The organism is Vibrio sp. Vb0304, from assembly GCF_033338995.1.
Lineage (GTDB): Bacteria > Pseudomonadota > Gammaproteobacteria > Enterobacterales > Vibrionaceae > Vibrio > Vibrio alginolyticus.
The window spans coordinates 245,628-259,064 of sequence record NZ_JAWOTT010000003.1 but is presented as its reverse complement, the minus strand read 5'-3'; the positions used below and the strand labels follow the sequence as shown (position 1 = coordinate 259,064).

Annotated in this window: 11 protein-coding genes; 9 read left to right on the top strand and 2 right to left on the bottom strand. The window is 44.5% G+C overall.

Annotation, left to right across the window (positions count from 1 at the left end):
- The first annotated feature begins 85 nt into the window (after window positions 1-85).
- Complete coding sequence (locus R7P35_RS07980; RefSeq protein WP_025766942.1) at window positions 86-2,392, top strand: zinc/cadmium/mercury/lead-transporting ATPase; 2,307 nt, start codon at window positions 86-88, stop codon at window positions 2,390-2,392.
- 314 nt (window positions 2,393-2,706) lie between these two features.
- Complete coding sequence (udp, locus tag R7P35_RS07975) at window positions 2,707-3,465, top strand: uridine phosphorylase (RefSeq protein WP_005378479.1); 759 nt, start codon at window positions 2,707-2,709, stop codon at window positions 3,463-3,465.
- 157 nt (window positions 3,466-3,622) lie between these two features.
- Here udp and R7P35_RS07970 read toward each other — a convergent pair whose 3' ends face one another.
- Complete coding sequence (locus tag R7P35_RS07970) at window positions 3,623-4,783, bottom strand: DUF1887 family protein (RefSeq protein WP_005378476.1); 1,161 nt, start codon at window positions 4,781-4,783, stop codon at window positions 3,623-3,625.
- 163 nt (window positions 4,784-4,946) lie between these two features.
- Window positions 4,947-6,938: a methyl-accepting chemotaxis protein gene (locus tag R7P35_RS07965; protein ID WP_318091950.1), complete on the bottom strand. Its 1,992-nt coding sequence runs from the start codon at window positions 6,936-6,938 to the stop codon at window positions 4,947-4,949.
- Window positions 6,939-7,207: 269 nt separating this feature from the next.
- Between R7P35_RS07965 and hinT the strand changes: the two genes are divergently transcribed.
- The 7 genes from hinT (at window position 7,208) to R7P35_RS07930 (ending at window position 13,421) form a co-directional block, all read left to right on the top strand.
- A complete protein-coding gene (gene hinT, locus R7P35_RS07960; RefSeq protein WP_005378473.1) occupies window positions 7,208-7,558 on the top strand; it encodes a purine nucleoside phosphoramidase in 351 nt (116 codons plus the stop codon).
- A 69-nt stretch (window positions 7,559-7,627) separates the two neighbouring features.
- A complete protein-coding gene (locus tag R7P35_RS07955) occupies window positions 7,628-9,025 on the top strand; it encodes a COG3014 family protein (RefSeq protein WP_017820010.1) in 1,398 nt (465 codons plus the stop codon).
- Complete coding sequence (locus tag R7P35_RS07950) at window positions 9,025-9,417, top strand: YcfL family protein (RefSeq protein WP_005378469.1); 393 nt, start codon at window positions 9,025-9,027, stop codon at window positions 9,415-9,417. The genes R7P35_RS07955 and R7P35_RS07950 overlap by 1 nt, the downstream gene beginning before the upstream one ends.
- 66 nt (window positions 9,418-9,483) lie before the next feature.
- A complete protein-coding gene (gene lpoB, locus R7P35_RS07945) occupies window positions 9,484-10,074 on the top strand; it encodes a penicillin-binding protein activator LpoB (RefSeq protein ID WP_005378467.1) in 591 nt (196 codons plus the stop codon).
- Between the two features lie 24 nt (window positions 10,075-10,098).
- Entirely contained in the window at window positions 10,099-10,980 is an 882-nt protein-coding gene (thiK, locus tag R7P35_RS07940; RefSeq protein ID WP_213891594.1) for a thiamine kinase, read from the top strand.
- A 75-nt stretch (window positions 10,981-11,055) separates the two neighbouring features.
- Window positions 11,056-11,598, top strand: coding sequence for an alpha/beta hydrolase YcfP (gene ycfP, locus R7P35_RS07935; protein WP_213891595.1), 543 nt, complete (start codon window positions 11,056-11,058; stop codon window positions 11,596-11,598).
- Between the two features lie 533 nt (window positions 11,599-12,131).
- Entirely contained in the window at window positions 12,132-13,421 is a 1,290-nt protein-coding gene (locus R7P35_RS07930; protein ID WP_138940032.1) for an NAD(P)/FAD-dependent oxidoreductase, read from the top strand.
- Window positions 13,422-13,437 lie beyond the last annotated feature (16 nt).

The following is a 13,437-nucleotide window of genomic DNA, read 5'->3' as shown; positions in this document are numbered from 1 at the left end:
GTACAAATTTATCTTGACCTTGGAGCTTACTCTAAGGTTTATCCTTAGCAATAGGTAAATCACCGATACCAATAAGGAAAAAATTATGTGTACAAAACATCAAGGTTGCCAATCTAGCAAAATCAAAACTGCGGTGCCGCTTGGTGCAAGCGAGTCATGCTGTGCGCCAGTAAAATCTTCGCTCAATATCTCTCAGGCCAGTGTTGATGTTTCTGAAAGCTCTTGCTGTAGTGGAGGAGGCTGCAGCGTTGACACAGGCGAGGAAGACGATCCCACAAGGGAGAGTAATTCCTCCGTTCGGAACGCTTGGCTTGTGTCAGGTATGGATTGCCCATCTTGTGCGCAAAAGCTTGAGAAAGCCATTACGTCTTTACAAGGCGTCAGCCAAGCCAAGGTTTTGTTTGCAACAGAAAAACTGGTCGTCGATTTTGATGGTCTAGAGCTGATAGCTACGATAGAGCAGACAGCCCAAAAAACGGGTTTCCCGCTCTTTTCACTTGATGCTCCAAAACCAAGCACTACAAAGAAAGGCTGGCTTGGCGTCATAAGAGACAACATCCAAATTCTCTCGATTGCTGGTGCAATGGCTACTGCGGCAGTAATTTCTAAGATCGACCCTCAAATAAGCGCTTGGTTATTCACTTTGACGTGTTTACTTGGTTTATACCCAATCGCGCTCAAAGCATTTAAGTTGGCGCGTAGCGGTACGCCTTTTGCGATTGAAACGTTAATGAGTGTAGCGGCGCTCGGCGCTTTATATTTAGGTGAAACCGCCGAAGCCGCAATGGTGTTATTGCTTTTCCTTATTGGTGAAAAGTTAGAAGCATATGCATCATCTCGCGCGCGAAGCGGTGTCCAGGCGTTAATGGACTTAGTCCCAGAAAATTCAATTTTAATTATTGATGGTGAACGCAAAGAAGTACCAGCTGCGCAGCTTAAACCAGGGGATATCATAGAAGTCGCACCCGGAGGTCGTTTGCCTGCCGACGGTGTTTTGCAAGATGCGCTTGCGAGTTTTGACGAAAGTGCGTTAACGGGAGAATCTGTTCCCGTTGAACATCAAACCGGTGGCAAAGTGATGGCCGGGGCTGTGGTTGTCGATAAAGTGGTTCGTTTACAGGTGACTTCCCGTCAGGGCGAGAATGCGATAGATCGAATTCTTCATTTGATTGAAGAAGCAGAATCCCGTAAGGCACCATTAGAACGCTTTCTTGATAAATTTAGCCGTTGGTATACGCCACTAATGATGTTGGTGTCTCTGATGGTTATCGTTACGCCGCCATTACTATTTGCCCAACCGTGGGAAACGTGGATCTATCGAGGACTCGCCCTGCTGTTGATTGCTTGTCCATGTGCATTAGTCATTTCAACGCCTGCGGCGATCACTTCTGGCTTGGCGGCAGCGGCTAAGCGGGGCGCATTGATCAAAGGTGGAGCGGCGCTTGAGTTGCTTGGCAAGGTTGAGTCTGTCGCATTTGATAAAACTGGGACACTGACGCAAGGTAAACCAGAAGTGACCGACGTCTTTGCTTTTGATATGGATGAAGACAAGTTACTTAGCCTAACTGCGTCAATCGAGGTTGGTTCAAGTCATCCTCTAGCGGTTTCTTTAGTTACCAAAGTGCAAGAGCAGGGGCTTACTATTCCTGAAGCGTTGGATAAAACCGCGCAAGTAGGCTCTGGTGTCACTGGTTACGTCGATGGAAAAATGGTCCAAGTGGTCACGCCTTCAAAGGCAGACTTTCCACTTTCTCAAGAAGCCAAAGAGCAAGTGGTTACGTTGGAACAACAAGGTAAAACGGTTGTCATTGTTCGTTACGATGACGAGGTCATTGGCGTGATCGCATGGCAAGATACATTGCGCTCAGATGCCCAGCAAGCCATCGCAATGTTGAAGGAACTTGGGGTCACGTCGGTGATGCTAACGGGTGACAACCCGAGAAGTGCAGAAGCAATGGCAAATAGAATAGGCTTGGATTATAAAGCGAGTTTGTTACCTGCAGACAAGGTGCATTACGTCGAGAAACTATCACAACAACATACCGTTGCGATGGTGGGAGACGGTATCAATGATGCTCCAGCCATGAAAGCTTCGAGCATTGGTATTGCGATGGGAGGCGGTACGGATGTTGCGCTCGAGACTGCTGATGCGGCGTTAACACACAACCGGTTGATTGAGCTACCTGCCATGATAGAACTGTCGCGTGCGACGCTAAGTAACATTCGTCAGAATGTCGCGTTAGCGCTAGGTTTGAAAGGTGTATTCTTAGTGACAAGTTTACTTGGGGTTACTGGGTTGTGGGTTGCAGTATTAGCTGACAGTGGTGCAACAGCACTGGTGACATTGAATGCGTTGAGATTACTTCGTTTTGAGTCCAAACAGATCAAATAACTGACCTAACCAATGATCCCACTCATTAATAGCCCGAGGCATTCGTGTATCGGGCTTTTTTTAACCGTATTCACCTGATGCGATCAGACGTTTTTCTCGTCCTTGAAATCACGCATTGCTATGCAACAAAATGATCTAACGCCCCTTAAAGTGTGATCAATACCAGTTTTGTTTGAAATTTCATTTTCATTACATTTTGCCATTGTGATTGTGATCACTCTATGTTGGTGAAAGGTTCGCTACAGTGCATCTGTACCCAATAACTGATTAATGAGCTTATTGTTCATAAAATAAGCCACAATAAGGAGCGACTTATGTCTCAAGCTGTATTCCATTTAGGTGTTACTGAAGCTGATCTTAATGGTGCGACTCTAGCGATCATTCCTGGTGACCCAGCGCGTGTTCAAAAAATCGCAGAACAAATGGAAAATCCAGTATTTCTAGCAAGCCATCGTGAATACACGCTATACCGTGCAGAGTTAGACGGTAAACCTGTTGTGGTTTGTTCTACAGGTATTGGTGGTCCTTCTACCTCTATCGCAGTTGAGGAATTGGCACAGCTTGGTGTTCGTACTTTCCTACGTGTTGGTACAACGGGTGCAATTCAACCACATGTAAACGTGGGTGACATGATCGTAACGACGGGGTCAGTTCGTCTTGACGGTGCGAGCCTACACTTTGCTCCTATGGAATTCCCAGCAGTTGCTGACTTTGAAGTAGCAACCGCAATGAAAGCAGCAGTAGAAGAGTCTGGCGCTACAGTTCACATGGGTGTGACTGCATCAAGCGACACGTTCTACCCTGGTCAAGAACGTTACGATACGTTCTCTGGTCGTGTTGTTAAGCGTTTCCAAGGCTCTATGCAAGAATGGCAAGACATGGGCGTACTTAACTTCGAGATGGAGTCTGCAACACTGCTAACAATGTGTGCGAGCTCTGGTTTAAAAGCGGGTTGTGTGGCTGGTGTTATCATCAACCGTACACAAAAAGAGATTCCAGATCATTCAACTCTGAAAGAAACGGAAGCGCGTTCAATTAAAGTGGTTGTAGAAGCAGCGCGTAAAATGCTTTAAGCCGCTATAGTTGGCATTTAAACAAACAGAAAAAACCAGAGGCTAACCTCTGGTTTTTTTCTACTTATAGAAATGCGTACAGCTAAAATTTAGGTATAAAAAAAGCAGCATTAATGCTGCTTTTTATCGTTGTGAATTTTAGCTTTTCTTAATGGCACTATATCTCGTCTGAACCGCCCGCGTCTTTAAACCAAGCAGTTAAGTGCGTTCTTAAATCTTTAAGCTCATCAGGGCCAATCAGGGCTAGCCCTAAGTCTTCAGCACGAGTAATGTCATTGTGACGAAGAGGACGGAAGCTCACCAACATTGCGCGCGCTTGTAAGCCACCTAATAGATCGCGAAGCGATTCTAACTTATATAAAGTATCGTCGCCGTCATCTCTCATGCCTTTGGTTTTGCACTCGATGATGTGCAGCTTGTTGTTTACAACTGTTGCGACATCTAACTCATTGCGTACTTCACTTTCACCAAGTTTGCGATAAACCTGAACATTTAACGATCGATCTTGGATCGTCGGCATGGTGTCTTGGATTTGCTTCACGGTGCTGTGAACCAAAGTTTCTAACCACTCACCATTTGAAAAGCGTCGAGCATCTTCATCTGCAAACGTTAAAACGCCATTCTCATAGGTGGCGATTTCTGCTTCTACTAAATCTGAAAGCAACATGTTGAGCTCACGGTAGCCCTGCTGTTTTTCGGAGAGCTCGACATCAAGCTTTTGTTCTTTGCGGCATGTGGTTGCAAGGTAGTTAAGTGTTGCTAGACCTGGCCCAAGCTCAAGCGCATTTGAGGCCCATCGTTCACCAAGTTCATACAATTTTTTATCAAGAAGAGGTGGTAAATCAACGTGGTGAAACTCGCCGCGTGCACCAAAGATAGTGAGGTAATCTGCAATCGTAATGTGATCTTCGACTTGGGTATCTTCTTTGCCATCAGGGTATAACCAACAAAGCTTATCGCTACTAGGCTCTACCACAAAAATTGGCCAGCGATAGGTACGGAAAACTTCGTACACCGACAACAAGCGATGACGAAGACCACAGCTCGCGTTCAATTTTACATCTTCGCCGCGTTCATGGAGGTCTTTTGCCAGTTTTTGAATTGCTTGTTTGATCAGAGATGTATTAACAGCGGATGGAATTTCAAAAAATTCAGAAGTAATTTCTCGTTGATCTAAAACGGCACTCAGTCGGTCAAATATATCTAACTGGCTCTTGTCTCCGATGAAGACGATATGTGTGCTTAGCGTACGATTATCTAATAGAGGAGTGACCAATCTCACTGGGTCTTGGTCGATAATACCAACATGAACAGCCATAGATTTTCCTTTTTATGAGGCCGCTCGAAAAGAGTTGTGCAAGGGGATGAGCTGGCCTTATTAATCATATGTAGACATGGCCGACAAAAAACAAGGGCGACTTAACAAAAAGTCGCCCTTATACAGTTGATTGCACTAATTAATGCTCTTAATTATAAAGTATTTATAACTTAAAGCGGTGGACCAATTCATTTTGCTGATGAGCCAAGTGGGTCAGTGATTCACTGGTTTGTGCGATACTCGACATGGCTTGGAAACTTTCATCGGCGATGCTGTTAATATCTTCAATGCTGCGAGCAATGTCTGTTGATGTTTCACTTTGCTCTGCTGCTGCTTGTGAAATGTGCGTACTCATTTGGCTGATCTCAATGATTAGCGCCTGGATCTCTTCCATTGAGCTGTTCGCTTTTGACGCTTGCTCAACCGACATCTCCATATCGCTCATACAGCTTTGTATGACTTGGTTTGCCGATTGTGAGCTGGATTGCAGATTACTGATCATAGATTCAATTTCAGTGGTTGATTGAGTCGTTCTTGATGCGAGTACTCGTACTTCATCTGCCACTACCGCGAAGCCGCGACCTTGTTCACCAGCGCGAGCCGCTTCAATTGCCGCGTTCAATGCCAGTAGGTTGGTTTGCTCCGCAATGTTGCGGATCACATCAAGGATAGATCCAATTTGACCACTCATCTTTTGTAGCTCAGAAACTGCGGAGACCGATTCGTTCAAACGTGTTTCTAGTTGATTAATGGTTGAGATGTTACTGCTCATAACATTTCTGCCTTCTTCAGAGGCAGATTCGACGCGTTGCACCATTTCTAGCGAGCCTTGCGCACTTTGCGCGACTTCCTGCACTGAATGAGACATTTCTGTCATCGCGGTAGCGACGTTTGCCGTTTGTTCGCGTTGAGAGCTCAATTTAATTTGTGCTTGCGAAGAGGTGCGTTCGTTGGCTGTCGCGGTTGACGATAGGTTTTCTGACGCTTCGTTGAGTTTCACCAAGATCTCGTGAAGGTTGTCGGCGAGTGAGTTAATGTGTCCACTCACACGGCTGAATTCGTTGTTATAGCGAATATCGATACGCTGTGTCATATCACCTTCAGTCAGGACTTCTAACACTTTTAGAATACGAGTCAACGGTTCGCGAACGCTTTGTGCGATGTGGTAGCCAATCGCTGTCGCGAGTAAAACGACAATAACGCCAATGATGATGGCTTTCGTTACACCCGCCGAATATATGTCACCTGCATCTGCCAATGATTCATTGAGCTTATCTGTTGCGGTTGTCGTGAATTGCTCAAGAATCGCCATGGTTGAATCCACTTTATTTGCTAGGTTGGCGATATTGTTATACAAAGCGGCGCGAGCATTGAGGTAATTATTATGTTGGTCTAACACACCGCCACGCATACCAACGTCGCGAGTAAATTGCTCTACAGATTCGCCAAATGCTTTTTCTAGCTCAGGAAGTTGAGTCACCAACCCGCGGAATGCGTAATTCAAGTGCGTTACTGCTTTGCGGTTTTTAGCTACGGCTTGCGTAACAAACTCAGGGTTGGAACTGGCGAGGGCATCAGAGGTAATTACTTCGGCATCTTTTAACTTGATAAAGTAGCTCTTTGCCATGACTTTGACAGAAATGCTGGTTTGATCTGCCACATATTCTTTAAGACCAACCGACAGTTCGGTATTCAGTTTTTGGAAGCGGCGTGAGGATTTTTGCACTTCTTCTTGAGCCGCGAACATTGCTTCGTAGTTGTCCATGGCCTCTAGAGCTTCTGTAAAATAGCTCTGCTCTAACGTTTTTAACTGTGAAAACGGTTCGGCAAGAGAAGGGTAGATTTGGCTTGCGGTTTTCAGTTGAGCCAATGTGGATTCGAAGCGCTGTTGAGATCTAGCAAATTCCTGACGCATTTCATCCATGCGTTGTTTATTCTCTGTCGTCAGGAAGTCTTTAAATGATTTGTCGGCAGAAAGCAGCTCAACACTGGTTTGATTAGATAACGATACCAACGGTAGGGATGATTTAGAAACCGTGCTAAATTTTCCGTGAATATCACTCATTCCTCCCATCATAATGGCAATTGTGACGGCAAATAGGATGATGATCAGTGCAAAGCCGGCATACATCCTTTTAATAACTGAACCTCGCATAAGTGAGCTTCCTCTCCCAAAAATAGACAAGCTACCCAAGTATTTTTGAATTTACTTGGGTATAAAAATAATAATTGTCTTAAAAAAGTAACAAAATTCATTGGATTGTATTCAGTTTGTGACGCGCATTTTATGACGCACACGACAAAAAAAGCCTCGTTAATTAGCATTTGATTAATAATGTTAAGTGAACACTGTTTTTATTGAGCTCCGCTTTTGGTTGGCGCATACTAATTGGGGTCTAATTACGTTTATAAAATGGAGTCCTCATGGCGGAAGAAACGATCTTTAGTAAAATTATTCGCAAGGAAATCCCTGCCGATATCCTTTATCAAGATGATTTGGTGACTGCGTTTCGCGACATTAACCCTCGCACACCAAGCCATATTCTCATTATTCCGAATAAACTGATCCCAACAACGAATGATGTAGAAGCTGAAGATGAAGCAATGATGGGGCGTTTGTTCACTGTTGCTAGAAAGTTAGCGAAAGAAGAAGGTATTGCTGAAGACGGCTATCGCCTGATCGTTAATTGTAATCCACATGGTGGCCAAGAGGTTTACCATATTCACATGCACCTACTAGGCGGCCGCCCTCTAGGTCCAATGGTATTGAGCTAAGCTTTTAAAAGTGGGTGGCGATTCACCCGCTTCTTTTTCCTGTCGAATGACACATTTGTGGAGATAAATGTGAAACTAGGTGTAAAGCTGTTAGGGCTGATGAGCTGGGCTTTAATGGCCTCTGGCTGCGCGAATTTATCTGCGGGCAATCTGTTTAGCCATTACAGCAACCAGAATCAAGAAGTTTATCAAGCCGTTGTTGCAGGGGAATATGACAAAGCAAAACAACTTCAATCAAGTGAAGTGGGTGGCGAGATACTTGGCAATTTTGAAAAAGGTCGTATCTCTTTTCTTGCTGAAGATTACCCGACAAGTTTGAATGCGCTAGAAAGCAGCGATCGTGCCGTACGTGTCCAACAAGATCGAGCGACGATATCTGTGTCAGACACGGCAACGAGCGTCGGCTCTCTCGCAGTGAACGACAATCTCCAAGATTATCATCCCGCCGATTACGAACTTGGCTTTTTGCACCTGTATCTAGGACTAAATTACTTACAGAAAAACGATTTAGAAGGGGCACTAGTTGAAGTGCGTCGAGCTAATCAAGTTCAGGAAGCAGCAAGAAAGGCGCGTGAAAAAGAGCTAAAAGCAGCAGAGAAAGACCTTAACAAGCAAGGCATGTCTGCCAATTTAGGCAGTGTGTTAGCGAACTACCCTGATGCTGGTAAAAAACTAAGCGCGGTACAAAATGGTTATCTGTTCTATCTTTCTGGCTTGTTATATGAAGCGTCGCGAGACTTAAACAGTGCTTATGTTGATTACCGACGAGCACTCGCTGTAATGCCAGACAACAAGCAAGTTGTGGAAAGCACCTTATACGCTGCTAAGAAGCTGGGCATGCGTGAAGACTTGCGCATGCTAGAGAAGCGGTATGGCAAAGCACCTTCTGGATTAACTCAGTCACAAGGGCGAGTCATCGTTATTGATGAGCAGGGTGTTGTTGAGGCGATGAAAGGGTGGCGTATTGATTTACCGATTTACGACAGTCGCGATAATGGCGCGATTTATTCGTTGGCGCTTCCTTATTATCAGAACCGAGGTGCTCAACGTTTTAGCGATGTTGTTTTAAATGGTCAGGTATTGCCTTCCAGTACGCTGACTGATGTTAATGCGATGGCGCAAAACGATCTTAATGAACGTCTTACTACAATAGTGATCCGTCAAGCTCTTCGTGTTTGGGCAAAAGATCGAATCCGAAAAGAGGCGGCGAAAAAAGGCGATGATGTGGGCAACATACTTTTCAATGTATGGAACACATTGACCGAACAGCCAGATACAAGAAGTTGGCAAACATTGCCAGCGCAAGTGAAAACGGCTTCAAAAATCGTGAAACCGGGAACACAAAGTTTAAACTTGGGTGATCAAACCTATCAGTTTGAAGTGCCTGCACAGCAGACTACATTGGTATGGGTATCTCGTCAGGGAGCACACTCAACCGTGTGGCATAAACAGCTAGGGAGACTGTAATGAAAGCATGGCTTGTTTGTTTAGCAATGGCTATTGGTTTAGTTGGATGCGCCGAAAACACGGCTGGTATTCGAATTGATGGCCAAACGCAAAAAGTATTTTTTAATGATAACGTTTTAGGTAGTCGCTTATTAGTTGACAACATCACCACCACTTACGTTGATGATCGCCCACGAGGAGTCGTGCAGCTGAGTAGCAATTACAAAGGTGATCAGCACATTCTTTACCGATTTTATTGGTATGACAACAATGGTTTAGAAGTGAATACCAAACCTGGTCCGTGGCGAAAAATGATTGTGCGAGGATTTGAGCAAGTCACGTTATCTGAAGTTACTGTGAATCCAAATGGCACAAAATTCCGTGTGCAAATTAGAGAAGCACAAGACGATTAATCTTAACGGCTCTGCCGAAGCTGCCGCGCTAACGATGCGCTGGTATTGAAAAACTAAGGAACTCTCATGAAAAAAAGTATTATTGCTCTTTTAGGTCTTGCCGTCATTTTAGGTGGCTGTTCTAACAAAGTCTCTTACGGCGATGCGCAAGCAACAGAAACCACGACTATCGATTTTGGCTCAACAGATTTACAAAAAATCGCGGCTGAAATGGTGGATAGCATGATGATGTCGGGCTCTGTAGCAGCAATTACTCGTGACCAACGTCCTATCGTTTTTGTTGAGCGAATTAAGAACAAAACCAGTGAACATATTGACACTGAATCCATTACTGACACGATCTCTACTAAGATGTTGAACTCAGGTAAGTTCCGTTTTGTTGATATGGATCGTGTTGAGTCTGTGCGTGAACAACTTAACTTCCAAAACACGGATGAGCTTGTTAACCAAAGCACAGCTATCCAATTTGGTAAAATGGTTGGTGCTCAATACATGCTTTACGGCAACCTATCTAGCATTGTGAAAAATGCAGGTAGCGATAAAGATGTATACTACAAGATGACCATGCGCCTAATGGACCTAGAAACAGGTTTGATTGAGTGGGCGGATGAAACTGAAATTCGTAAAGCGCAATCTAAGAGCCTATTCGGTCTTTAATCGAACAGGGTGGAGAAGTCATCAATGGCATGGTTTTCTTGGCAACAAGCAAAACAGTTAGATCCGAGTCTTAATGCTCTCGATGGCTTCTTTACGGAGCCTCCGGTAAAAGTACAAACTGTTACCGGGGGGCTAACCAACCGCTGTTGGCGGTTGGAATCTTCTCAAGGCCTTACATACATCTGGCGACCGACCAGTCATGTCTGCAAGGCTTTTTCAATTTCTCGTCACAGTGAATATCAAGTGCTGAATGCAGTCTCTTCATTGGAAATTGGCCCCAAGCCAGTTTTTATTCATGAGCAAGGGTTGCTGGTGGAATGGATAGAAGGAGAGGCACTGACGGAATCAGGCTTAGCACTAAGCAATTTATTATCCATTGCGGCGAAGATTCATCAATATCCGATAAGCGCAATTCCTTTGGTTCCATTTTCATATATTTCTCGCATCGATCATTATTGGCTTGAGCTTGATGGTCAGTATGTGGGTACGGAGTTTGAGGCTTTGTACATGAAGTGGCGCACGGAACCGAACGTTGCACCTGTTCCGCTTGCCCTATGTCACTTCGATCTGGGGTGTTACAACCTAGTGCGAGGGGAGAATGGGGTGAAAGTCATTGATTGGGAGTATGCCGGGATTGCTGACCCTAGGCTTGATTTGACCTTAACTATTCAGGTCGCGAATGCGCCTGTGGAAGAAGCGGTGAAGCAGTATTGCCAAATTCGCGGTATCGAAGATGTGTCTCTTTGGCTGAGAGGTGTACACGCTTGGCAACCAAGAACCTTGGTGATGGCGATGCTCTGGTATCTACTTGCCTATAAATTGTGGGGAGATGAACAATACTTAAACAGTGCGTATGAGTTGAAAGGCTCATTGTGTATGGAAGATCACTGTTTTGAGAACTCGTGATATTTTCCCCTTTAACAGTAAGGAAATAGTGGTAGTTTTAATAAAAGTACCAGATACACACAGGGAGAGGTACACATGATTATTTACTTACACGGTTTTGACAGTACAAGCCCGGGTAACCACGAAAAAGTTCTTCAACTGCAATTTATCGACGACGACGTTCGTTTTATCAATTACAGCACCCTTCACCCAAAGCACGACATGCAACACTTGTTAAAAGAAGTGTCTAAAGTTATCGATCAATCTGATGACCCAAACCCGTTAATCTGTGGGGTTGGTTTAGGTGGTTACTGGTCTGAGCGAATTGGTTTTCTATGCGGTATCAAGCAAGTGATGTTCAACCCGAACTTGCACCCAGAAAAAACGATGGCTGGTCGAATCGATCGCCCAGAAGAGTACGAAGATATCGCAACAAAATGTGTTGATCAGTTCCGAGAGAAAAATCAAGCGCACTGCTTAGTGATTCTCTCAAAAGATGATGAAGTGCATGACAATTCGAAAACGGCAGCTGAGTTAGAAAAACACTATCAAATCATTTGGGATGAAACTCAGTCTCATAAGTTCAAAAAAATCTCTCATCATTTACAAGCGATAAAGGCATTTAAAAATACTTATTAATGTTGAGTGTAGACAGTAAAGCGGCGTTTTTATCGGCTGCTTTGCTGCGATTCCTTCTCTTGAGTATGCCGAGCCACTGTCTCTTTGAAAGGCACATTTTCTTGGTTTAACGCTTTGAATATTGTGTTCTCCTTACCGTTTTCTTACTTCCCTCCTATGTAGCACGAACACCTTGTTGTAGAGTAGTCGAAAAGTAGTCAATCCGTACTCGTTACACGGATTTTGGTTGCCTTCAAAGTTGGTCTCTATATAATGAACCGGACTAAAATAATTTGATAAATATCAAAAAAAATTGAGAGCGAGTAATAAACTTGCCCAAAAAATTCTGGCGTCGTATGCGTACCAGATAAACATGCCAAACCCTGACAAGTCATTGATAGATAAAGAATCAAGGTGAGTGGCAGTTTTTTAATCCAAGTAATTGAGACACCTCTAAGAACCAAGAATTCATCGGTTGGATGGATGCCACAAATGTTTGTGAGTCATGCATCGAGCTGAACCCCATATATTCATTTTTGTAGAGGAAAATCATTGTGACACGCATTATCGTTGTAGGCGGCGGTGCAGGTGGTCTTGAGTTGGCAACTAAGCTTGGTCGAACTCTAGGTCGCAAAAACCGTGCGCAAATTACGCTAGTCGATCGAAAAGCGAGCCACTTGTGGAAGCCATTATTGCATGAGGTTGCTACAGGTTCTTTGGACGAAGGAGTAGATGCACTGAGCTATCGAGCTCATGCAAAAAACCACAGCTTCGACTTCCAAATGGGTAGTCTTCAAGACATCGACCGTGAACGTAAAGTGATCATCTTAAGTGAGCTTAAAGACGAACACGGTGAACTTCTTATGCCAAGCCGTGAGCTAGAATACGACATTCTAGTGATGGCAATTGGCTCGACATCAAACGACTTCAACACGCCTGGCGTTCGTGAAAACTGTATTTTCCTAGACAGCCCTGAGCAAGCACACCGTTTCCGTACAGAAATGAACAACGAGTTCCTAAAGCTGCACGCGAAAAACGGTAACGGTACGGTCGATATTGCGATTGTTGGTGCTGGTGCAACTGGCGTTGAACTATCAGCTGAGTTACATAATGCTGTTAAAGAGCTGCGCACTTATGGCTTCGGTGATCTTGATTCTAGCAAGTTGAACGTCAATCTGATTGAAGCAGGTGAGCGTATTTTACCAGCGTTACCTCCACGTATTTCTTCTGCTGCTCATCAAGAGTTGGTGAAGTTGGGCGTAAACGTGCGCACCGCCACTATGGTGACTAAAGCTGAAAAAGATGGTCTTACTACAAAAGATGGTGAGAAAATCCCAGCTCAAATCATGGTTTGGGCTGCGGGTATCAAAGCTCCAGACTTTATTAAAGATATCGCTGGCTTAGAAACGAACCGTATCAATCAGCTTGTAGTGAAAAACACACTACAGACAACACGAGATGATGACATCTTTGTTATTGGTGACTTAGCACAATGCACCCAGTCTGACGGTTCGTTCGTGCCGCCACGCGCTCAAGCTGCACACCAAATGGCAAGCCAGGCATTTAGTAACATCGTCGCGAAGATCAACGGACGCGAGTTGAAAGACTATGTATATAAAGATCACGGTTCATTAGTGTCTCTAAGTCGCTTCTCAACCGTTGGTAGTCTGATGGGGAACCTAACTAAAGGGTCGATGATGGTAGAAGGCCGTATTGCTCGTGTCGTTTACATCTCATTGTATCGCATGCACCTAATGGCGTTGCACGGTGTATTAAAAACCGGTCTGATGATGCTCGTCGGCCGCATTAATCGCGTGCTGCGTCCAAACCTTAAGCTGCACTAAGCTTAAGCTGCACTAA

Coding starts and splice junctions, on each gene's coding strand:
- R7P35_RS07980 (WP_025766942.1), top strand. CDS start 86: ATGTGTACAAAACATCAAGGTTGCCAATCTAGCAAAATCAAAACTGCG.
- R7P35_RS07970 (WP_005378476.1), bottom strand. CDS start 4,783: ATGGCTGTTCATGTTGGTATTATCGACCAAGACCCAGTGAGATTGGTC.
- R7P35_RS07965 (WP_318091950.1), bottom strand. CDS start 6,938: ATGCGAGGTTCAGTTATTAAAAGGATGTATGCCGGCTTTGCACTGATC.
- R7P35_RS07950 (WP_005378469.1), top strand. CDS start 9,025: ATGAAAGCATGGCTTGTTTGTTTAGCAATGGCTATTGGTTTAGTTGGA.
- thiK (WP_213891594.1), top strand. CDS start 10,099: ATGGCATGGTTTTCTTGGCAACAAGCAAAACAGTTAGATCCGAGTCTT.
- udp (WP_005378479.1), top strand. CDS start 2,707: ATGTCTCAAGCTGTATTCCATTTAGGTGTTACTGAAGCTGATCTTAAT.
- hinT (WP_005378473.1), top strand. CDS start 7,208: ATGGCGGAAGAAACGATCTTTAGTAAAATTATTCGCAAGGAAATCCCT.
- ycfP (WP_213891595.1), top strand. CDS start 11,056: ATGATTATTTACTTACACGGTTTTGACAGTACAAGCCCGGGTAACCAC.
- lpoB (WP_005378467.1), top strand. CDS start 9,484: ATGAAAAAAAGTATTATTGCTCTTTTAGGTCTTGCCGTCATTTTAGGT.